We start from the raw sequence: 21923 nt of genomic DNA on the forward strand, positions 1-21923 counted from the left end.
TTAATTGCCTGATAAAGCTGCTGTTCATACTTAAACGCGGGCGGTCAAATGTCCCCCGTCACGCTCATATAAAGCATGCCGTTTAAGGAAGGAAATTGGGAGCGCACCGACGTACGAGATGCCCAAATCTATGCAAAGCTGCTTTAAAAAGCAACCCGCAGCCGGACATGATCACCTTTTTTATTGCTCAAGGTCAACCACTGGTAATCGCCACATCATGATCAGCAACATAAACATCATGCAGAGCAATAAAATACGCACCCACAATAGCGGGACAAAATAAATCGAAATGGCGAAAGTCACTGCGATCAGGATCACTGCTTTAGGTTTTGCCCCTTTTGGCAACGCACGATGTTGCTGCCAGTGGCGAAGGTAACCACCAAACCACGAACGATAAAGTAACCACTGGTGAAAACGCGGCGATGACCGGGCGAAACACCAGGCAGCAAGCAGCAGAAAAGGCGTCGTCGGCAACAACGGCAGCACAACACCCAGTGTTGCCAGCACGACACATACCCAGCCAGCGATAATCAACAGGACACGTTTCATGGAGAGGTTCAGGTTTTAGGATGAGGAAAGATGCGCCCCAGTGTAAACAAGTGTGAGATTGCTGTCATATTCCGGTGAGGCTTGTATCGCCGGGGGTTACAGGTAAGCTAGGCGCGTCACCAAAGGAGAGTCGCCGTGAGTACAGAACGAATTTTACATGTCCTTGATCAGCAAATAGAAACTCTGGCGCGGGAAATTGAGCCTATCGGCCACGTTTCGGCTTCTCAGGCACGGTTTGATATCGCCCTGTTTTCAACCAAAGGCACGCGTCTGCGGGATTATCTGGCTGAAATCAAAACCAATTTGCAGCAACTCAATCAGGAAGTCGTCGAAAAGCGTTCTGCGCAGGTGGCCTTTATTGCCGAGCGACTCGTGGCGCAAATTACTGCCATGCAGCGCGAACTGGCAACACAGACATTGCGAAAAACGCACCAGACGCCGGAGCGCAAAAGCCATGATAATTATACCCGTCTGGCAGAAACTCAGCAGTTTGAGCGCCGTCTGGTGGCAATGATTGAAGACCGGGAAACGACGCTCGGACAACTGGCAACCTTCGCCGATCAGCAGCGGGTACAGAAAGAGCTGGCTGCGCTGGAAGGTCGTCTGATGCGTTGTCGTCAGGCGCTGGCTAAAATTGAGAGACAAATCGAGCGTCAGGAAAAAGGTTTTTGAATCTTTATCACATTTTTTGAATCTGGCATTCAGAGCCTGCCCTTTCTTATCTATAATGATAAGTCCAAAACCTGCTCCTAATAATGTTGGCTAATATGTCTGTAGAAAATGCGGCCCCCGAGCTTCAGCTTGCTGTCGATCTGATTTATCTGCTTGAGTGCAATGAGATTGCGCCCGAGACAGCACTTGCGGCGCTGGAAATCGTTCAGCGCGATTATCAGGAAAAGCTGAAAAACAGCAAAAATACGCTTTCTATCAGTTATCTCTGAACCGCCCGGCTGACGGTTTCAGGGGAACCTTTCGCTTTCCCCTGAATTGACCGGCGGATATCAGTTTTGCGGCAGCGAGTCAGGCTCGTCGCCTTTTTGCCCCAACGTCCGCTTCACTTCCTGCACTTCATTCCCGTCCTGATTATGCAAATACACTTCGAGCTGATTGAACGCAATATTGATGTCGTTTTCGCGGCAAAGTCTGTCAATGCTGCGGTTAAGTTCATCGACGGTATAGCTGCGGTCACCCAGTTCACGGACATAAACCCGTAATTCATGATCCAGCGTGCTGGCACCGAAATTCAGGAAGAAAACCAGTGGCGAAGGATCGCTCATCACGCGCGGATTCTCATGCGCCGCCTGCAATAAGATCTCTTTAACTTTGTCGAGATCGGATCCGTAAGCCACGCCGATTTTGATCAGCACGCGGGTGACGGTATCGCTCAGCGACCAGTTGATCAGTCGCTCTGTCACGAACGCTTTGTTCGGGATGATCACTTCTTTGCGGTCAAAGTCGATAATGGTTGTCGCGCGGATGCGGATCCGGCTGACGGTGCCGGAGAAAGAGCCGATGGTGACGGTATCTCCGATACGCACCGGGCGTTCGAACAAGATGATCAGGCCCGAGACGAAGTTGGCGAAAATCTCCTGCAAACCAAAGCCCAGCCCGACCGACAGCGCCGCCACCAGCCACTGTAATTTATCCCACGACACGCCAAGCGATCCGAGCGCAGTCACCGCGCCAATCACCGTAATCGAATAAGTCAGGATCGTAGTGATGGCGTATGACGTCCCCTGCCGCAGTTGCAGGCGCGAAAGTACCACCACTTCCAGCAAGCCCGGCAAGTTGCGCGTTAAAACATACGCCACAATCACCGCCAGGAACCCGAGTAATAGATTCCCCAGCGTGACCGTTTGTTGCGTCACGGTCCCGGCGACTGTGCCGGAGTAATGCCACAGCGAAATGCTGTCCAGATAGGAAATCACCGTCAGCAAATCGGACCAAATCCAGTAAAACACGGTAGCAAAGATGAAGAACAGCACCATGGTGGTCAGGCGCAAAGACTGCTGGTTAATCTGATCCAGCCCGAGTGACGGCTCTTCTTCTACAGGCTCATTCCCTTCCGCGCCCTCTTTCGCTACAGCGGTCTGCCGCCTTGCCAGAGCGCGACGATAAGCCAGACGTCGCGCTGCCACGCTCAACCCGCGCAGCGCCGTGAGATACGTGATGTTCCAGAAAATCAGCAGATAAAGGCTGTCAATCCAGCGTCCGGCAAGCCGCAGCGTGGTATAGAAGTAGCCGGTAACCACCAGGCCTGCGAGGAAAGCCGGTGCCAGCGCAATGGCGGTGACCATCACCAGGCGAATGCTGTGTGAATCTTTTTCACGCCAGCCGTCACGGGCCATTGGAAAGACCAGCACGGTCAGTGCCAGTAAGGTCAGGAATATGACCATCTGCCCGATAATGTCGTCTACCAGCTCCAGCGGTGCTTTTTCACCCCGCACCGACCAGAAGATCAGCGGCAACATCACCAGACTCAGGCGGATCACCGAACGCCGGTAATGTGCGCAGGTGGCAACGGGCGTAGAAAAGTGACGTTCATTGATGCCGCCCGGTTTGAGCATGCGGTAACAGAAGCCCATCACAAACTGGAAAACGGCCAGCCGCTGAGCCAGCGTCCATAAAAAATCACTCGAATCGATATCGCATCGCGAAAGCCAGTAGCCGGCTCCCAGCGTCAGAAAGACCCCTGGCAGCACGTTGAGCGCCAGAAGCAGCAGCGCCTGCGGCGTATGAAGTTGACTGTCGCGCTTGAGTTGCCCGACATCGTTGCTCAGGGAGTCGATGCGCTGATTAATGTATTTCCTGCGCCAGAGCAAAAACAGAATAACCAGTAAAATCGGGATCGTGGCGGGCAATGAATGCAACGCACCCATCATCAGTTCGCCGCGCGGGAAGTTAAAGCTGAGGCTGCTCAGCTGGTTTTTCACATCGTCAGGCAGCGACTTGATGAATTCCCAGTTCATCGGCTTGTTGCTGCTCACCCAGAAAATCTGCTGGGTCAGCGTTTCGGTCAGCGACTGGTTGATGCTCAGCAACTGCTGCTGGTTAATCTGCAAATTGATTGCCAGAGACAGCTGATTCCCGAGCTGCTTATTAAGCTGGTCGAGCAGCTCGCGGCGCATATCCACAATTTGATCGAGCGCGTCGCTGATGTCTCCGTTGATGGTTTCTTTGCTGGCCGAAACGACGCCCTGAATGTAGCTGTCGCCCTGGAATAAGGCGTCACGCTGCTGGTTAACGGAGAACTGTTCGAGACGCAAATCGGCAATATGCGCGCTCATGTCCGTGATCAGACCGGACGGCGGAATGGTATTTTGCTGCTGCTGATAAAGAATGCGCGACAACAGTATGCTGCCTTTTAGCACGGAAATTTGCTCTTTAAGATCGTGCTCAGCCTGCGCAGAACGGTCGAGCCAGTTTTTTACCGTGATATTTTTCTGAACCAGCTGGTTGCCCTCTTCCGTGGCGGCAATCAGGCGTTCGCTGAGCTTGCGGTTAATCCCTAACTCCTGCGCCACCAGCGGGTCATTCTGGATATTCGAGGTATCGTCCGGCGTCTGGGCTTCTTTCGCTGTCCGCTCGGACAAAATCAGCCGCTTGCCATTCACCACTTCCTGCAATAACTGCGCGGTATGCTCCAGCTGATTAATATGCGCGTTGGTGTAGTCACGTTGCTTTTGCAGTAAATCCTGCAAAGTGGTGTTGGCTTCAAGGCTTTTACGCTGTAAATCAATCTGTGCGCTGAGCAATGCCTGCTGCGTCACCAGCATCGTTTGTTGAGTTGCGCGAAGATCCTGCTGACCCGGCGACATTCCGTTGAGCTGATTACGGATTTTCTGAATCGCCATCGAATAGTTGTACATCGTGCTCTGCACGCGTTCTGGCTGGGTTTGCAACGAAATCAGCTGAGTGTTAAACGTCGACAAATCTTCCTGAGAAGACTGGAGATCGTCGAGCGTGTCGTTGAGGCGGTTTTCCAGCTGACGCAGCGACAACGCGGAAAGCTGCGCTTTATCCACGTCATCTTTGGTACTGTTTTTAAGCTGATCGAGGCCATCCATCGCCGCCCGCAGTTTCTGCGGTGCTTCGGTGACCTGCTGATGGAGCTGGGTAACATCCTGTTTTACGCGGTCCAGCGCATCCAGATATTCCAGCGTGTGAATCAAATCCTGCTGAGACAGTTTATCTACCGGCGTCAGATTCTTTTGCCGGTTTAACGCATCAAGCTGGTTTTGCACTTCATTTCTGGTCGGAATATCGTTGCTGGCAGCATGACCGGGAAAGGAAAATATCAATAATGAGAGGAAAATCACGTAAGTAAAAACACGCAAAATCCCACTTTTCTTCATGAAAGAAACTCTCCCAGAAGGCGCGGTCATACACCGGATAAACATACGTCAGCTTCAACTCATTTGCCGAATGAATAATATAAAGATGACAATAGCAGCGTTCGACTTTAAAGGAAGGAGAAAAGCGTATCAGAATACAACATCGGAAGGTTTGCTTTTGGCGCTGAACTGTCAATAAAGATTGCAGACTTATTCATTGAGAGAAAGCGATTACACGGTTTCGGGCGGGAGCATCAGGAAAGAGGAATGGCGCAGCATGTCGAGATAGGTGTCCACAAATCGCTCAGCATTTTTTTGTAAATCAAAGCTTTCCGGGATAAAGAGCCAGTTTTCCATCAGGCCGGTCAGGTAAGCACGCAAAATAACGGCGGCCTGACGGGTGTCCAGTACGGCAGGCAATTGTTTTTCTTTAATACATCTCTCAAGGATACGTTCTATTTTACCGTATCCTTCTATATAGAGTGATTTACGGGCTTCATGAACGGACGTCATCTCCCCAACAAATTCACATTTATGGAATATAATTTCCATCAATGATTTACGTTGAGGATCGGTGACTGTGGCGACCAGAATGTAAATCAGTATTTCACGCAAAATACGCAGTGGATTATTCGGAAACTTTGTCTGATACTCTAGTTCGAGTACTTTAATCTGGGACTCGTAGGCTTCCCAAATCGCGTTAAACAGTTCCACTTTGTTCCTGAAATGCCAATAAATTGCGCCCCGTGTCACACCGGCTGCATTCGCAATATCAGTCAGTGATGTCGACGATACTCCCCGGGCAGAAAACTCACGCACAGCCGCATCCAGTATGTGTTGTCTGGTCTCAAGCGCCTGTGATTTGGTTTTTCGTGCCATAGGATTATCTTTCTGGGGAGTTTGATTTACATACATTCTTGAATGTATGTAACATAGCATGCACATACTAAGAGCGCAGCAATGGATTTTAAGTCTTGTGATCCATTGGACAATTTGAAATCGGACACTTGAGGTTTATTTATGAACAAAAACAGAGGGTTAACGCCTCTGGCGGTAGTTCTGATGCTATCCGGAAGTTTAGCACTTACAGGATGTAACGATAAAGACGCCCAGCAAGGCGCGCCGCAAGCCCCTCAGGTTGGCGTCGTTACACTGAAAACAGAACCGCTTAATGTGACTACCGAACTTCCTGGCCGTACTGCTTCTTTCCGTATTGCTGAAGTACGTCCGCAGGTTGGCGGCATTATCCTGAAACGAAACTTCGTTGAAGGCAGCGAAATTAAAGCCGGGACCTCTTTATATCAAATTGATCCAGCCACTTATCAAGCCGCGTATGACAGCGCTAAAGGCGATCTGGTAAAAGCGCAGGCCAATGCGCAAATTTCTCGTCTTACCGTAACCCGTTACAAGCCTCTGCTCGGCACCAACTACATCAGTAAGCAAGATTATGACACTGCCGTAGCGACTGCAGCACAGGCCGATGCGGCTGTAGTATCCGCAAAAGCAGCGGTTGAAACAGCGCGTATCAATCTTGCTTACACCAAAGTGACCTCCCCTATCAGCGGACGTATTGGTATTTCCTCTGTGACCGAAGGCGCACTGGTCTCCACTGGCCAGACAACCGCAATGGCGACCGTGCAACAGCTCGATCCTATCTATGTTGACGTGACCCAGTCGAGCAACGACTTCCTGCGTCTGAAAGAAGAACTGGCTGATGGTTCACTGAAACAGGTAAACGGTAAAGCACAGGTCAAACTGCTGTTGGATAACGGTAAAGAATATTCGCAAGCGGGAACATTGGAATTCTCTGATGTGACGGTTGATGAAACGACAGGTTCCATTACGTTGCGTGCCATTTTCCCTAACCCACAAGGTTCGTTGCTGCCAGGTATGTTTGTGCGTGCACGTCTTGATGAAGGGGTAAACAACAACGCTCTGCTGGTTCCTCAGCAAGGTATTACCCGTAACCCACGCGGTGATGCAACAGCGATGATTGTCGGTGCTGACAATAAAGTTGAACTTCGCACTGTCACCACAACGCAGGCAATCGGCGACAAATGGGTCGTGACGGATGGACTGAAAAGTGGCGATAAAATTATCGTGACAGGTCTGCAAAAAATTAAGCCAGGCGTACCGGTAACTGCACAGGAAGTTGATCAAAACGCAGCAGCACCCGCTACAGCGACGAAGTCTTAATAGGAGCCGGTAATTCATGGCTAAGTTTTTTATAGATCGTCCCATCTTTGCATGGGTGATCGCCATCATCATCATGTTGGCAGGGGCACTGGCAATTCTTAAATTGCCTATTGCGCAGTATCCAACCGTTGCGCCACCGGCTATCCAGCTGACCGCAACTTACCCGGGTGCGGATGCGCAAACGGTACAGGATACGGTCACACAGGTTATCGAACAGAACATGAACGGTATCGACAACATGATGTACATGTCGTCGACCAGTGACTCTTCTGGTACGGTGCAGATCACCCTGACCTTTGCTTCTGGCACCGACGCGGATATCGCGCAGGTTCAGGTACAGAACAAACTGCAGCTGGCAACACCATTGCTGCCGCAGGAAGTTCAGCAACAGGGTATCTCCGTTGAGAAATCGAGCAGCAGCTTCCTGATGGTAGCGGGCTTTATTTCCAACAACGGTACGATGACCCAGGATGACATCGCTGACTACGTTGGTTCGAACATCAAAGACCCAGTCAGCCGTACAGCCGGTGTCGGTGACGTTCAGCTGTTTGGTGCCCAGTACGCGATGCGTATCTGGATGGATCCGAACAAACTGAACAACTACCAGCTGACGCCGGTTGATGTTATCAGTGCAATCAAAGTTCAGAACAACCAGATTGCCGCAGGCCAGCTCGGTGGTACACCACCGGTTCCGGGTCAGCAACTGAACTCCTCTATCGTGGCACAGACTCGTCTGAAGTCCGCAGATGAGTTCGGTCAAATCATTCTGAAAGTGAATCAGGATGGATCTCAGGTTCGCCTGAAAGACGTAGCGAAAATTGAACTCGGTGGTGAAAGCTACGACGTTATCGCTCGCTTCAACGGTCAACCGGCATCGGGTTTGGGTATCAAACTGGCAACCGGCGCGAATGCCCTTGATACAGCAGCATCGGTCAAGGCCACGCTGGCTAAGCTTCAGCCATTCTTCCCGGCGGGCTTAGAAGTTGTTTATCCGTATGACACCACGCCGTTCGTTAAAATCTCGATTAAGGAAGTGGGTAAAACACTGTTCGAGGCCATCGTCCTGGTATTCCTGGTGATGTTCTTGTTCCTGCAAAACTTCCGCGCGACGCTGATCCCAACGATTGCCGTTCCGGTGGTATTGCTCGGTACGTTTGCCATACTTTCTGCGTTTGGCTATTCGATAAACACCCTGACGATGTTCGGGATGGTGCTCGCGATAGGCTTGCTCGTCGATGACGCCATCGTGGTGGTAGAAAACGTCGAGCGTGTCATGGTCGAAGAAGGCCTGCCGCCAAAAGAAGCCACCAAGAAATCCATGGAACAAATCCAGGGTGCTCTGGTCGGTATCGCGATGGTGCTGTCCGCAGTATTTATCCCGATGGCCTTCTTCGGCGGTTCTACCGGTGTTATCTACCGTCAGTTCTCCATCACAATTGTTTCGGCGATGGTGTTGTCGGTACTGGTGGCGATGATCCTGACGCCAGCGCTGTGTGCGACCATGCTGAAGCCGGTTGCCAAAGGCGAACATCACGAGAAGAAAGGTTTCTTCGGCTGGTTTAACAAGAAGTTCGAACAAAGCACGCACCACTACACCGACAGCGTAGGCAATATTCTGCGCAGCACCGGTCGTTATCTGGTGATTTATCTGCTGATCGTTGTGGGCATGGCGTTCCTGTTTATCCGCCTGCCAACCTCCTTCCTGCCGGAAGAAGACCAGGGTGTATTCCTGACCATGGCGCAGTTGCCAGCAGGTGCGACTCAGGAACGTACGCAGAAAGTGCTCGATGAAGTCAGCAACTACTACCTGACCAAAGAAAAAGCCAACGTGAACTCCGTGTTTACCGTTAACGGCTTTGGTTTTGCGGGGCGTGGTCAGAACACCGGTATCGCATTTATCAGTCTGAAAGACTGGTCCGAGCGTAGCGGCGCTGAAAACAAAGTTCCTGCAATTGCAGGCCGTGCGATGGGTGCCTTCAGCACCATTAAAGATGCACTGGTGTTCCCGTTCAACTTACCGGCAATTGTAGAGTTAGGTACGGCGACAGGCTTCGACTTCCAGCTGATTGACCAGGCTAACCTTGGACATGACAAACTGACACAGGCACGTAACCAGTTGCTGGGCATGATTGCTCAACATCCTGACTTGCTGACGCAGGTTCGTCCAAACGGTCTGGAAGATACACCTCAGTTCAAAATCGAAATTGATCAGGAAAAAGCAACGGCACTGGGCGTTTCAATTTCCGACATCAACACCACGTTAGGTGCGTCGATTGGTGGTAGCTACGTCAATGACTTCATCGACCGTGGTCGTGTGAAGAAAGTGTACGTACAGGCTGAAAACAAGTACCGCATGCTGCCATCCGATATCAACAATCTGTATGTCCGCGGCAGCGCAGGCCAGATGGTACCGTTCTCCGCGTTCTCGAGCGCGAAATGGGAATACGGTTCACCGCGTCTGGAACGTTATAACGGCCTGCCTTCGATGGAAATCCTGGGGCAGCCAGCACCGGGTAAAAGTAGTGGTGACGCGATGGCAATGATGGAGTCTCTGGCTTCTAAACTGCCAACCGGTATCGGCTACGACTGGACGGGCTTGTCTTATCAGGAACGTCTGTCCGGTAACCAGGCTCCGGCGTTGTACGCAATCTCACTGATTGTCGTCTTCCTGTGTCTGGCGGCGCTGTATGAAAGCTGGTCTATACCGTTCTCGGTTATGCTGGTGGTGCCACTTGGTGTGGTCGGCGCGCTTCTGGCCGCAACAATGCGTGGTCTGAGCAACGACGTTTACTTCCAGGTCGGTCTGTTGACCACCATCGGGTTGTCCGCGAAGAACGCCATATTGATTGTGGAATTCGCCAAAGACCTGATGGATAAAGAAGGTAAAGGTCTCATCGAATCAACGCTGGAAGCGGTTCGTATGCGTCTGCGTCCAATTCTGATGACTTCACTGGCCTTTATCCTCGGTGTAATGCCGCTGGTTATCAGCTCCGGTGCAGGTTCCGGTTCTCAGAACGCCGTTGGTACGGGCGTAATGGGCGGGATGATCACCGCAACGCTGCTGGCTATATTCTTTGTTCCGGTCTTCTTCGTGGTGGTTCGCCGCCGCTTTGGTAAGAAGAACGAAGACATCGAACATACCCACAAAGTAGAGCATCCGACGCTGTAACAGGATCTGCTCCCAATGAAGGCCGCTTATGCGGCCTTTTTTTTCGCCTGAGTCTTGAACCGGAAAACAGATGGGTGCATACTAATTGTTATAGTATAACATAACATTTAGAGGCATTATGAAACCCGCTATACATCCTGCGTACCGCACCGTGGTTTTTCACGACACCAGCGCAGACGAATACTTCAAAGTCGGTTCAACCATTTCTACTGACCGGACCATTGAGCTGGAAGGCGCAACCTATCCGTACGTGACCATTGAAGTCTCCTCAGCGTCGCATCCGTATTACACCGGAAAACAGAAAGAATATTCAAAAGAAGGCAGCACCGCGCGCTTCAATCAACGCTTTGGCAGCTTCCTCGGTAAGAAATAAACAACGTCAGGGAATATCAAATGCAGGTACTGAGTTCATTACGTTCGGCCAAAAAACGACACCCGGATTGCCGCATCGTCCGCCGTAAAGGCCGGATTTATGTGATTTGCAAAAGTAATCCACGCTTCAAAGCTGTGCAGGGTAAAAAGAAGAAACGTTAATATCTTCTGTGTGCCCGTTTACCCAAAAAACAAAAGCCCCGCCGCTTGCCCGACGGGGCTTTTTCTATGACTCAGACATGATGTAAACCTCCCCACAGCATAACCGTGAGGAGGGAAATCTTATTTCATGCTGGCGACAATCGTCTCAACGTTATGCTTGAAAGCTTTCACGTAAGTCGTTGCCGGGCCCTGCGGACCTGACAATGCTTCCGGATACAACTCTCCGCCCGGTTGCGCACCGCTGGCCGCAGCAATCTGTTTCACCAGACGCGGATCAGTCTGATTTTCGATGAAGTACGTTTTCACTTTCTCCTCTTTAATCTGCTTGATCAAAGAAGCCACACCGCTGGCGCTGGCCTCAGCTTCGGTAGAAAAACCGACCGGCGCCATAAAGCTGACGTGGTATTCCTGACCGAAATAACCAAATGCGTCATGGCTGGTCAGCACTTTACGTTTTGACTGAGGGATCCCGTTGAATTCCGTTTTCGCCCAGGCATCCAGCTTTTGCAGCTGCTGAATGTAAGCCGTGCCGCGCTGGCGAAAATAATCCGCATCTTCGGGATCGGCTTTAATTAACGCATTCATCACATTCGTCGCGTAAATCACGCCGTTCGCCATACTGTTCCAGGCATGAGGATCGGTGATTTGCTTGCCGTCTTCTTCCATCTTGCGGGAATTAACGCCTTCAGATGCCGTCACCAGATGGCCTTTATAGCCGGAAGCTTTCACCAGACGATCAATCCACCCTTCCAGCCCCAAACCGCTGACAAAGACAACGTCAGACGCATTGATCGCTTTACTGTCTTTCGGTGAAGGTTCAAAACTGTGCGGATCGCCGTCCGGCCCCACCAAGGCGGTCACCTTGACGTGCTCGCCCCCGACTTCCTGAACGATGTCACCCAGAATAGAAAAACTGGCTACCACCTCGACGGTTTTTGCCATCGCCAGCGGGCTCGACAGCAGGGCAGCTACTGCGAGTGATACAGGTAATACTTTCATCATGTCCCCTTAATAGTGGTACTTCTTAACAACGCGAGGCCGTTAACATCCCGCCACGCTTTCCAAATAAAACAGAAATAAAGAAAATGACAGTCGCGCTCAGCACAATCGCTGGCCCGGCAGGCAGTGAGGCGTAATAAGACCAGACAAGCCCGACCACGCTGGAAATAACGCCAATAATCATGGCACTCAGCAAGGTATGCGGTAAATCACGCGCCCAGAAACGGGCACTGGCAGCAGGTAACATCATTAAGCCGACGGACATCAGCGTGCCGAGGATCTGGAAACCGGCCACAAGATTGATGACCACCAGCGCCAGAAAAATTCCGTGGATCGCCGCCAGCCATTTCCCGGCGCTGACGCGAAGAAATAAAGAGTCGAAAGATTCAATCACCAGTGCGCGGTAAATGCAGGCCAGCACCAGCAATGACAGGCTGGTGATAATGCCGACCATAATCATGGCGGAAGAATCGATGGCCAGAATGGAGCCAAACAGCACATGCAGAAGGTCTACGCTCGAACCGCGTAGTGAAACCAGCGTGACGCCAAGCGCCAGCGAACCGAGGTAAAAACCGGCGAAACTGGCATCTTCTTTTAACTGCGTTCTGCGACTTACCAGCCCGGAGAGCATCGCCACAGCCAGCCCGGCGATAAATCCACCAATTCCCATCGCCACCAGCGACATGCCTGAAATCAGATAACCGATGGCAGCGCCGGGCAAGACCGCGTGCGAAAGCGCATCACCGACCAGGCTCATACGGCGTAATAACAGGAAAACGCCCAGCGGCGTGGCGCTGATGGATAACGCAATACAGGCGATTAAGGCACGGCGCATAAAGCCGAATTCAATAAAAGGATCGGCCAGCAAATGAAAAAGCATCATGAATTTGCGACTCCCGCCGCCAGAGAGAAAGGTTCTGCCGAAACGCAGGCATGCGCCTGATGAGGGAAATGTCCGAGAACATCGTGCGCACTTCCCCACAGATTTTGACTGGCGCTGAGATAAAGAACGCGGGGAAAATGTCGGGCAACCATTGAGATGTCGTGTAAAACCGCGATCACGGTTTTACCTTCCTGATGCCACTGCGCGATGACTTTCAGCAGTAGCTCAGTTGTCTGGCTGTCAATGCCGGTAAAAGGCTCATCGAGCATAATTAACGGTGCCTGCTGCACCAGCAAACGCGCAAACAGCGTACGCTGTAGCTGACCGCCAGAAAGCGAACCGACGGGGAGCGGCGACATTTCTATCATCCCGACCGTCTCTAACGCCTTTGCCACCGCTGCCGCTGACTGCCTATTAATCCCGCCAAACAAACCGCTTTGCGGCCAGCAGCCCATAGCAACCAGATCAAATACGCTGATGGGAAACCCGCGATCCAGCTCAGCCTGCTGTGGCAGATAGGCCAACCGCGGACGTTTGCCGCCAGTGAATGTGATGTCGCCCGCCACGGACTGTTGAAGCCCTGCGAGCGTTTTTAGAAAAGTCGATTTCCCGGCGCCGTTAGCGCCGATAATCGCCGTCAGCGAACCACTCCGAAACTGGCCGTTCAGCGGCATGGCCACGGCATGTCGGTCGTAACCGACTTCGACGTTATTAACAACAATCATGGTAGTGAAATCGCCCAATAAATCGCGGCCCATAAAACAACGAGCACAGCCAGTACAGCCACGCAGCGCACCGGCGAAGAAAGCGTAAAGAGTGTTTTAGTCATGGCCCCTCCATTCGTTATAATATAACATCACAAACCATCCTGCAGAGCAATACGCGAACTGTTTCAGTTTTTTACCGGTTGGGAACCAGACAGAGGGAAATCGGCACGGCGCATCAGTCAAAACTGTTAGAAAAGGGTAAAAATTGATGTGCAGATAGTAATTATCAATACAATCAGAAAGTTATGGAATTTTGGTGGAGGATTTTTTTTCGCTGCTCAAAACACATTCTGTTAAAAATGTGCAATAATGAAAAGGTAAGTGAGTTAGAGGTAATTACTGTTGAAGAAAATCATCCCTTACGATATTAATGAGAAAATTCTATCTCCTCAGGAACTGCAACAGATAATTCAACGCACTTTATCTGAAATTGAAGCACCGTTAATTGGGGATTTATGTTATTTCTCAGAAAATGCGCAGTATGAACCGAATTCTTTGCAAATCGTGTCAATAACACAAATTGACAAAAACTATTATTCAATGACTTACCGTTTTCGCTGGTCAGTTTTCAATGGCTGCCTGGACATTAATGCCGAAGAGTCCATGACGCAAAGTGTCACATTCCATGTTAAACCTGCGGGTTTGGAGTTTGATATTATTGAGTTGAACAAAGGAACGACGGAGGACGAATTGTAAGTTTGAGTAATACGTTTGCACAGCTTTCTGAAAATGAATTATATTTAAATTACTGACTGTATATAAATCGTGTAAACCTCCGCGCAAAGACATTGTCCAATGTGATGGTCTTTGAGATTTTAGTAAGTTCATAGCGTTTGTAGTGAGAGCCGTTTCCTGTAAGCCACCAAGTTTTGTTGTTTACTCACAGAGTGTTATCAACACCGAATAAACCATTACGGAGGGGATGATATGGATGAGTACTCGCCTAAGCGGCATGATATCGCTCAGTTACGCTACCTGAATGAAATGCTGTACGATGAAGGGATTGCGACACTGGGTGACAGTCACCATGGCTGGGTCAACGACCCAACTTCGGCTGTAAACCTGCAGCTCAATGAACTGATTGAACACATTGCGTCTTTCGTGATGAGTTTTAAAATTAAGTATCCGGATGATACCCATTTAAGTGATCTGGTTGAAGAGTATCTGGACGATACCTACACCCTGTTCAGTAATTATGGAATTAACGACTCTGACTTGCGCCAATGGCAGAAAACCAAGAAGCGACTATTCAGAATGTTCTCAGGGGACTACATCTGTACCCTGATGAAGACTTGAGTAATAATTTATATGCAGTCATCAGATAAAAATGAAAAGGCGAAGATGAACAAAATCGACTATTTGATGCGTTTAAGAAAATGCACCACAATTGATACACTTGAACGTGTTATTGAAAAAAATAAGTATGAACTGTCCGATGACGAACTCGAATTGTTTTACTCGGCGGCAGATCATCGTTTAGCGGAGCTAACAATGAACAAGCTGTACGATAAAATCCCGGTAGCCGTTTGGAAATTTGTACGTTGATCGATAAAGTTGGGTCGAAATAATTTTCGTCCCAACGCTTATTATTTATACAAAATAACGTTAACGTTATTTAACAATCCCTTTCAGATAAAACGCTCTGTTTTCTGTTTGATCTGCCTGTGAAATGTCTGCAATAGAAACTGAAAACATTGTTCCGTTTTCGGCGATCTTAATGGCGCGGGTATACGCATCATCGCCACCGTGCGGCTTAATGTCGGCTGCTGTAAATGAATCACCGTTAATTCGCTGTCGTTTAGCGTTGCTGTATATAACTCCGGTAATATCGCCACCGCCAGTCGCGAACGCACTAAACCATACAACGTTTCCTGAAAATCCACGCGATAACCTACATGTAAATTAAGCCGATGACTTTCAATCATCGAAGTCACCAGCCGGCTCACGTTTCCCTTAGAAAACATGGCAATATCCCTTTTCGCCAGTTGCCGCCACGGAATATTATGCCCTTCAGCCAGTGCATCATCACGCCGGACAACCGCCACAAAAGGGTCCTCAAGCAGAGGATAAATTGCAACAGAACCCGGTACCGTGCTGTCGGTTGCGCCGATACCAAAATCCACAGAACCGTTTTCAAGTTCCAGTAATAAAGCGTCATTGGTCAGGTCGTGGAATTCCACACGCATATCAGGGAAATATTCAGATAATAATTGCGGAACCGCCGGAAATAACAACGTACTGACCGAAGGAACAAGCCCGATACGTAAAGTCCCGTCCCCGCCCTGCCGCATAACTTGCTGCATATCATCGAAAACGCCATGCGCCGTATTCAATAAGCGCTCTGCATAAGGCAGCACGGCCTGACCCTGTTCAGTCAGGCTTACGCCCTGTGCGGTTCGGTGCAATAACTTTCCGCCCAAAACCGACTCAATTTGCCGAAGCGCGCTGCTCAGGGCGGGCTGACTGATTGCAAGACGATTCGCCGTTTCTGTAAAACTGCGCAACTGTGCGAGCGTGACAAAATACTGGATTTGTTTGATCGAAAGTGCAGGCAACCGGCGCCAGGGTTCAGACATATCTACAGCCATTCCGCGAAAAAAAGAAAACGTTTGCTCAGCATAACCGCATCTTATAGGCGGATAAAATAATTCATCTGTGCAAAGCCGTTTCCTCTGCCTACATTAGCCCGATAACACTGCAAATCCGGATACTGACATGACCGATAACATCGATTCTGCTTCGCAGCGCCTGCGGGCTGTAAACGCCGCACTGGGGAAAATCCCTTTCGATCGCCTTCTGATTAACGCAAAAGTCATTGATATGGTGACGGGGGAAATTCGCAAAGCTGACGTCGGGATCACCGGCAATATGATTGCCAGCGTCCATCCGCGCGGAAAATTCACACAGGCCAGCAATGTGGATGATTTGGCAGGTCGTTATCTTTCACCCGGTTTTATCGATACACACGTCCACATTGAAAGCTCGCACCTGCCGCCGGAAAAGTACGCGGAGATTGTCGTCGCACAAGGCACCACTACGGTGTTCTGGGACCCACATGAACTGGCGAATGTGCTGGGCGTCCCAGGCGTTCAGTACGCCATTCAGGCCAGCCGGAATTTACCCTTGCGGGTGATTTGTGCGGCACCTTCCAGCGTGCCTTCAACGCCAGGGTTGGAAATGTCCGGCGCTGATTTCAGAGGCAAGGAAATGCAAACCATGCTGAGCTGGCCGGAAGTGGCGGGCGTAGCCGAAGTCATGGACATGTACGGCGTGCTCAACGGCAGCGAAAGAATGCTGGAGATCCTCGACGCAGGCCTCAAAAGCGGCAAGCTTATCGAAGGCCACGCACGCGGCCTGAAAGACGAGCAGCTGCAGGCGTATCTGGCAGCAGGCGTAACCTCCGATCACGAACTGACTTCCGCAGAAGATGCTCTGGAGAAATTGCGCGCCGGTCTGACGCTGCAAATTCGTGGCTCGCATCCTTATCTGTTGCCGGACATCACCGCCGCGCTGCTTGCGCTCCCGCATCTGTCTTCGCAAATTACATTGTGTACCGATGACGTCCCACCAGACCATCTGCTGGAAAAAGGCGGTCTGATTGCGCTGATTAAACTGCTGATTTCTTACGGCTTGCGCGTGGAAGATGTCTTGCGGATGGCCACGTTCAACGCGGCTATCCGGATGAGACGCTCAGATTTAGGGCTGATCGCCGCAGGCCGGACCGCTGACATTATCGTTTTTGATTCACTCGATAACCTGCATCCGGAAGCCGTGTACGTCGGCGGTGAACGTGTCGCCAGAAACGGCAAACTTCTCTTTACGCCTGCGGCTGCCAGCGGCGTTGTTCCTCCCCGCGACACGATGCGACTCAAACCATTAAGCCAGGACGATTTCCGTCTGAAAATCCCCGGTCTGAACAACGGGAAGGCGCGTCTGCGTAATATCAAAGGTGCGCGGTTCACCCAATGGAGCGAAGTTACGGTCAGCGTGCAGGACGGCGCGGTTCAGCTTCCGGAGGGCTTTAGCCTGATTTGGGTACAGCACCGTCACGGTCGGCACGATGCGACACCAAAAATGGCGCTGCTGGAAGGCTGGGGAGAACTACGCGGCGCGATTGCCACTTCTTACTCACACGACTCGCACAATCTGGTGGTTATCGGGCGTGAACCGGCCGACATGGTGCTGGCGGCAAATCAACTGATCGCCAGCGGTGGCGGCATGGCTCTGAGCCAGCACGGCAAACTTCTGGCCAAAATTGAGATGCCGATTGCCGGAATGCTCTCCGATCTACCCGCAAAACAGCTAGCAAAAGAATTTAAGAATCTGCGCGAACTCAGCGCACAGGTCGCAGACTGGGAACCGCCTTATCGCGTCTTTAAAGCCATCGAAGGCACCTGTCTGGCGTGTAACGCAGGGCCGCATTTAACTGATTTAGGCCTGACCGACGGCGGCTTACGTGAAATCGTCGATCCGGTTCTCGAAATCTGGCCCGATAACGCCCGAGTCGTTCTCAGCGCTAAAAACACAAAAATGACAGCAAACACAACATTATAAAAAGCATTTTCAGGGGAGTTTGTATGAGTGAAAGTTCGGTGAAAGATATTGCACCTGCGACTGACGGCAGCTGGCTGGAGCGCCGCTTTCAGTTACGCCAGCGCCAGACCAAAGTCAAAACAGAGTGTCTGGCCGGAATAACCGGATTTTTGGCCGCAGCGTATTTGCTGGTCGTAATACCGGGGTTGCTGGCGGCGGGCGGAATGGACAAAGGTGCGGCCACCACGGGCGTCATTGTGGTGTTTGTTCTCGGATCTTTACTGATGGCCTTTTATGCCAACCTGCCGTTTATGGTCGGACCGGGGATCGGGGGTTCGGTGTTGGTCGGTATTACGCTCGCTGGCGATGGAGTCACCTGGCCGGTTGCACTGGGCATCGCCTGCTGGTCGGGTATCCTGTTTTTCGTCATGACGGTGTTTGGCTTGCGTGAAATCGTTACCCGTTCGGTTCCGCAGTCGATCAAATTAGGGCTGACAGCGTCAATCGGGATTTTTGTCGCCCTTCTCGGTTTTCGTAATGCCGGGCTGGTGATGGCGAACGCAAAAACGTCGGCTCTTGGGCTGGGTGATTTTACTGCACCGGGTGCGCTGATTGCCCTGCTTGGATTGCTGGTTGCCGTCGGATTACAGGCAAGAAAAGTGCCGGGTGCGATTTTGTGGGCCATTTTACTGGCGACGGTTGCGGGTATTCCGTTCGGCGTCACGCATCTGCCTGAACACTGGCTTTCCCTGCCACACTCTGTCGCACCGCTTTTCGGTAAAGTTGACCTGGCTGGCGCAATCAATATCGCTTTCCTGCCGTTCCTGTTTATCTTTTTTGCATCTGAATTCTTTTCAACGATGGGCACTACGCTGGCCGTCGGCGGCGAGGCCGGATTGCTGGATGAACATGGCAACATGAAGCATATCAACCGGCCTTTTATGGTGGATTCGATTGCCGCTGCACTGGGGCCGATTGTCGGCATTCCTGCGGCGACGGCGCTGATTGAATCCTCCGCCGCTGCTGAAGCGGGTGGCAAAACCGGTCTGACGGCGCTGGCCGCCGCGGTGATGTTCCTGCTGATGCTGCTGTTCACGCCGGTTGCGCTGATGATCCCCAAAGAAGCGACAGCGCCGGCGCTGATTTTGATCGGCCTGAATATGTTCAGCAATCTGCGAAAAGTTGATCTGGGTAATTTCACCGATGCGTTGCCGGTGCTGATGATGGTCATGATCACGCTGATTTCGAACAGTTTCGGTACCGGTATCGCCGGCGGTTTACTGTTTTACATCATCATTAAAATCGTGGCGGGTAAAGGACGCGAAGTCCCGCTGGGATTGTATATTCTGGCCGTTCCACTGGTTTACTACTTCGCCACGCTGGTGCATCACTGATTTCATTTCACCCAATAATGGGCGCGGAAATACCTTGCCCGTTTTTTTTCAGGCTGACGCAAAATTTATCTTGAGAAGTGAACGGGATTGCAGAAGAGGTAAAACGGGAGGGCCTGAAATTGGTGGAGGCCCTGCCAGCTACATCCCGGCACACACGACACCTGCTATGGCTGCTTCCTTCCGGACCTGACCGAGTTAACAAGTTAGTGTTGCGGGAGAACCAACAGGGCCCCCATTGTCGTTGTTGGCTCCGCGTCTCTGCGCAAGAGAATCGAAGCGGTGGGCATTATCTGTGATGACCAGAGCAAAAGCAAGTTAACCGCCGACAACCGTTGTTTTCTTAAACAATACGCCCGAATCAGACCCGACAGAACCCCGATTTTTACGTCATACTGTCCGGAAAACACTGAGGAGGATGTCATGTCGGAACCCGATAACTTTCGCCAGCGCGTATTCCAGATTATCGCCGCCATTCCCGCCGGACACGTCACCACGTACGGTAACGTGGCACAGCTCGCAGGATCTCCGCGCGCGGCTCGTCAGGTCGGCGGCGTACTGAAAAAACTGCCGGAAGGCAGCACGCTTCCCTGGCATCGCGTGATTAATCGTCACGGCGAAATCTCCCAGCAAGGCGAAGATTTTAAACGTCAGCGTCAGGCGTTGCTGGCCGAAGGGATTGTCTTTAAGAAAGGCAAAGTCGATTTAGAGAAATATGGCTGGAAATGGTAATACTGAACATATAAAAAAAGCACCGCCGGAGCGGTGCCTGAGTGCACAGGACAGCTTTTACATCAGTAAGTTGACTGTGTTGGTACTGCGCTAATCGGTGCAGGTGAAGTCCCCAGCCCCGGAGTAGACGAGTTGCCCAGCAGACCTGAAGCGTCCGGTTTGGTAGCAACAGGCACGGCGACAACCGGCACAAGTTGCAGATCGGCACGGGTACCCTGACCGTGGTTAATCACTTCCTTAATGCTGTCGGTAACGAAGGTCATCTGACCATTAACAGTCACCGCTGCGCTCAGCAGAACGCGGGCATTAGGTGCAATTTCCTGCGGGTTATACGGCAGGATGAACGTAAACGGTGCCTGTTTACCCTGTGTTCTTGCCACTTTCTGCGAAATCACGCGTGAAGGCGCATCCGCAATTGACGCATCAGACAAGGTCACTGTCAGAACTGCATCAGGCGGCAAAGCCACTCGCTGATTGATGAAAACGCTACCAGACACATTTGGGCCGGTGATCGCAGGTCCGGTCGCTGTACTGGCCGCGGTATTCACAGGAGGTTGCTGCGCTGGATCCTGGTGGTGCGGTGCGCACCCGGCAAGTGTCAGAGACAGCGCGGTTCCACCTACTATCTGCCAAAGTTTCATTGTTCGTACTCCCTTTTTATTAGTCGCTTGTCGACAAGCTGTAATAAACGCCGACGATGAATTTAGTGACTTTAACCAGCTTACCCATTAATCATGGCACAAAAATCTGAAGTTTGCCTCCCGACGATAAAAGAGGGCTTCTGAGCGTCACAAAGATCCACTATGATTAACAGGTTAGACCTGTGCCGGAAGGCGCCTTTTTTCAGCGTCCGGCATGCATCAACCGGTAACTTTCATGAGGCCACTATGAGTCAGGCATTAAAAAATCTGCTGGATCTTTTAGATCTGGAAAAAATTGAAGAAGGGCTGTTTCGTGGTCAAAGTGAAGATCTGGGTTTACGTCAGGTCTTTGGTGGTCAGGTTGTCGGTCAGGCACTTTACGCCGCCAAACAAACCGTGCCGGTCGATCGTGGTATTCACTCGTTTCATAGTTACTTTTTGCGCCCGGGCGACAGCAGTAAGCCGATTATTTATGACGTTGAAATCCTGCGCGACGGCAACAGTTTCAGCGCCCGTCGGGTGAAAGCCGTGCAACACGGCAAGCCGATTTTTTATATGACAGCGTCTTTCCAGAGTCAGGAAGAAGGCTTCGAACACCAGAATACGATGCCGGACGTACCACCGCCGGAATCACTGGTGTCTGAATCCGATATTGCTAAAAATCTGGCGCACCTTATTCCGGAAAAATTCCGCGACAAATTCATCGGCCATAAACCTATCGAGATGCGTCCGGTTAAATTCCATAACCCGCTAAAAGGCAGTGTTGAAGAACCGCACCGCGCCGTGTGGTTCCGCGCGAACGGCGAAATGCCTGATGACTTGCGTATCCACCAGTATTTGCTGGGCTACGCGTCTGATTTCAATTTCCTGCCCACCGCGCTGCAACCTCATGGCATCGGTTTCCTGGAGCCGGGAATGCAGGTGGCGACCATCGACCATTCAATGTGGTTCCACCGCCCTTTCCGTATGGACGACTGGCTGCTGTATGCCGTTGAAAGCACTTCGGCTTCTGGCGCACGTGGTTTTGTCCGGGGTCAGTTCTATACGCGTGACGGGGTTTTAGTGGCTTCTACGGTGCAGGAAGGCGTTATCCGTCAAAGACCGGTCGAGTGATGCATACCTGATGTAAGAAGCAAATGTAAAAAGCAGACGTAAAAAAGGGGCGATAGTGATATCGCCCCTTTCAATTCTTCAT

General features: G+C 51.2%; 21 protein-coding genes and 1 other RNA gene. 13 read left to right on the forward strand and 9 right to left on the reverse strand.

Features of this window, described 5'->3' with window-relative positions; all coding sequences use genetic code 11:
* Positions 1-180: 180 nt before the first annotated feature.
* The gene (locus tag BV494_RS11715) at positions 181-549 is read right to left on the reverse strand and encodes a DUF454 family protein (protein WP_104923035.1); all 369 of its coding nucleotides are present in this window, start codon (positions 547-549) and stop codon (positions 181-183) included.
* Positions 550-684: 135 nt separating this feature from the next.
* Between BV494_RS11715 and priC the strand changes: the two genes are divergently transcribed.
* Both priC and rsmS read left to right on the forward strand, forming a co-directional pair.
* Positions 685-1221, forward strand: coding sequence for a primosomal replication protein PriC (gene priC / locus BV494_RS11720; RefSeq protein ID WP_104923036.1), 537 nt, complete (start codon positions 685-687; stop codon positions 1219-1221).
* Between the two features lie 95 nt (positions 1222-1316).
* Entirely contained in the window at positions 1317-1490 is a 174-nt protein-coding gene (rsmS, locus tag BV494_RS11725) for a pleiotropic regulatory protein RsmS (protein ID WP_104923037.1), read from the forward strand.
* Positions 1491-1550: 60 nt separating this feature from the next.
* Here the strand turns inward: rsmS and mscK are convergent, their stop codons facing one another.
* The gene (gene mscK / locus BV494_RS11730; RefSeq protein ID WP_104923038.1) at positions 1551-4949 is read right to left on the reverse strand and encodes a mechanosensitive channel MscK; all 3399 of its coding nucleotides are present in this window, start codon (positions 4947-4949) and stop codon (positions 1551-1553) included.
* 165 nt (positions 4950-5114) lie between these two features.
* Positions 5115-5762, reverse strand: a complete 648-nt coding sequence (gene acrR / locus BV494_RS11735; protein WP_104923039.1) for a multidrug efflux transporter transcriptional repressor AcrR — start codon at positions 5760-5762, stop codon at positions 5115-5117.
* Between the two features lie 141 nt (positions 5763-5903).
* Between acrR and BV494_RS11740 the strand changes: the two genes are divergently transcribed.
* From BV494_RS11740 to ykgO, 4 genes are all read left to right on the forward strand, one after another.
* Positions 5904-7079: an efflux RND transporter periplasmic adaptor subunit gene (locus BV494_RS11740; RefSeq protein ID WP_104923040.1), complete on the forward strand. Its 1176-nt coding sequence runs from the start codon at positions 5904-5906 to the stop codon at positions 7077-7079.
* Between the two features lie 16 nt (positions 7080-7095).
* Entirely contained in the window at positions 7096-10248 is a 3153-nt protein-coding gene (acrB, locus tag BV494_RS11745; protein ID WP_104923041.1) for a multidrug efflux RND transporter permease subunit AcrB, read from the forward strand.
* A 118-nt stretch (positions 10249-10366) separates the two neighbouring features.
* The gene (locus BV494_RS11750) at positions 10367-10621 is read left to right on the forward strand and encodes a type B 50S ribosomal protein L31 (protein WP_101075513.1); all 255 of its coding nucleotides are present in this window, start codon (positions 10367-10369) and stop codon (positions 10619-10621) included.
* Between the two features lie 20 nt (positions 10622-10641).
* Positions 10642-10782: a type B 50S ribosomal protein L36 gene (ykgO, locus tag BV494_RS11755; protein ID WP_104923042.1), complete on the forward strand. Its 141-nt coding sequence runs from the start codon at positions 10642-10644 to the stop codon at positions 10780-10782.
* A gap of 120 nt (positions 10783-10902) precedes the next feature.
* On the opposite strand, the gene BV494_RS11760 is transcribed toward ykgO, so the two are convergent.
* From BV494_RS11760 to BV494_RS11770, 3 genes are read right to left on the reverse strand one after another with little or no spacing between them, the layout of a single operon-like run.
* Positions 10903-11781 carry a metal ABC transporter substrate-binding protein gene (locus BV494_RS11760; RefSeq protein ID WP_104923043.1) on the reverse strand — a complete coding sequence of 293 codons (879 nt, stop codon included), beginning with the start codon at positions 11779-11781 and terminating at the stop codon, positions 10903-10905.
* A gap of 25 nt (positions 11782-11806) precedes the next feature.
* Positions 11807-12664 carry a metal ABC transporter permease gene (locus tag BV494_RS11765; protein WP_104923044.1) on the reverse strand — a complete coding sequence of 286 codons (858 nt, stop codon included), beginning with the start codon at positions 12662-12664 and terminating at the stop codon, positions 11807-11809.
* The gene (locus BV494_RS11770) at positions 12661-13389 is read right to left on the reverse strand and encodes a metal ABC transporter ATP-binding protein (protein WP_192937998.1); all 729 of its coding nucleotides are present in this window, start codon (positions 13387-13389) and stop codon (positions 12661-12663) included. Before BV494_RS11770 ends, BV494_RS11765 begins: the two co-directional genes overlap by 4 nt.
* A 384-nt stretch (positions 13390-13773) precedes the next feature.
* Here BV494_RS11770 and BV494_RS11775 point away from each other — a divergent pair, with 384 nt between their 5' ends.
* From BV494_RS11775 to BV494_RS11785, 3 genes are all read left to right on the forward strand, one after another.
* Complete coding sequence (locus tag BV494_RS11775; RefSeq protein ID WP_104923046.1) at positions 13774-14127, forward strand: hypothetical protein; 354 nt, start codon at positions 13774-13776, stop codon at positions 14125-14127.
* Positions 14128-14358: 231 nt separating this feature from the next.
* Positions 14359-14727 carry an Hha toxicity modulator TomB gene (tomB, locus tag BV494_RS11780; protein ID WP_104923047.1) on the forward strand — a complete coding sequence of 123 codons (369 nt, stop codon included), beginning with the start codon at positions 14359-14361 and terminating at the stop codon, positions 14725-14727.
* Between the two features lie 45 nt (positions 14728-14772).
* Entirely contained in the window at positions 14773-14976 is a 204-nt protein-coding gene (locus tag BV494_RS11785; protein ID WP_056771138.1) for an HHA domain-containing protein, read from the forward strand.
* Positions 14977-15059: 83 nt separating this feature from the next.
* On the opposite strand, the gene BV494_RS11790 is transcribed toward BV494_RS11785, so the two are convergent.
* Positions 15060-16007, reverse strand: coding sequence for a LysR family transcriptional regulator (locus BV494_RS11790; RefSeq protein ID WP_104923048.1), 948 nt, complete (start codon positions 16005-16007; stop codon positions 15060-15062).
* Between the two features lie 139 nt (positions 16008-16146).
* Here BV494_RS11790 and BV494_RS11795 point away from each other — a divergent pair, with 139 nt between their 5' ends.
* Positions 16147-17985: an adenine deaminase gene (locus BV494_RS11795; RefSeq protein ID WP_104923049.1), complete on the forward strand. Its 1839-nt coding sequence runs from the start codon at positions 16147-16149 to the stop codon at positions 17983-17985.
* Positions 17986-18008: 23 nt separating this feature from the next.
* Positions 18009-19358, forward strand: coding sequence for an NCS2 family permease (locus tag BV494_RS11800; RefSeq protein ID WP_104923050.1), 1350 nt, complete (start codon positions 18009-18011; stop codon positions 19356-19358).
* Between the two features lie 129 nt (positions 19359-19487).
* Here BV494_RS11800 and ffs read toward each other — a convergent pair.
* Positions 19488-19584: signal recognition particle sRNA small type (gene ffs / locus BV494_RS11805), an RNA gene on the reverse strand.
* A gap of 194 nt (positions 19585-19778) precedes the next feature.
* Here ffs and BV494_RS11810 point away from each other — a divergent pair.
* Entirely contained in the window at positions 19779-20087 is a 309-nt protein-coding gene (locus BV494_RS11810; protein ID WP_104923051.1) for an MGMT family protein, read from the forward strand.
* Between the two features lie 62 nt (positions 20088-20149).
* Here the strand turns inward: BV494_RS11810 and BV494_RS11815 are convergent, their stop codons facing one another.
* Positions 20150-20728 (reverse strand): YbaY family lipoprotein, encoded by a 579-nt coding sequence (locus BV494_RS11815; protein WP_104923052.1) that lies wholly within the window; start codon positions 20726-20728, stop codon positions 20150-20152.
* A 246-nt stretch (positions 20729-20974) separates the two neighbouring features.
* On the opposite strand from BV494_RS11815, the gene tesB reads away from it, so the two are divergent.
* On the forward strand, positions 20975-21841 hold the full coding sequence (gene tesB, locus BV494_RS11820; protein ID WP_104923053.1) for an acyl-CoA thioesterase II: 867 nt from the start codon (positions 20975-20977) through the stop codon (positions 21839-21841).
* The last annotated feature ends 82 nt before the right edge of the window (positions 21842-21923 follow it).

It is taken from the genome of Rahnella sikkimica (assembly GCF_002951615.1).
Taxonomy (GTDB): domain Bacteria; phylum Pseudomonadota; class Gammaproteobacteria; order Enterobacterales; family Enterobacteriaceae; genus Rahnella; species Rahnella sikkimica.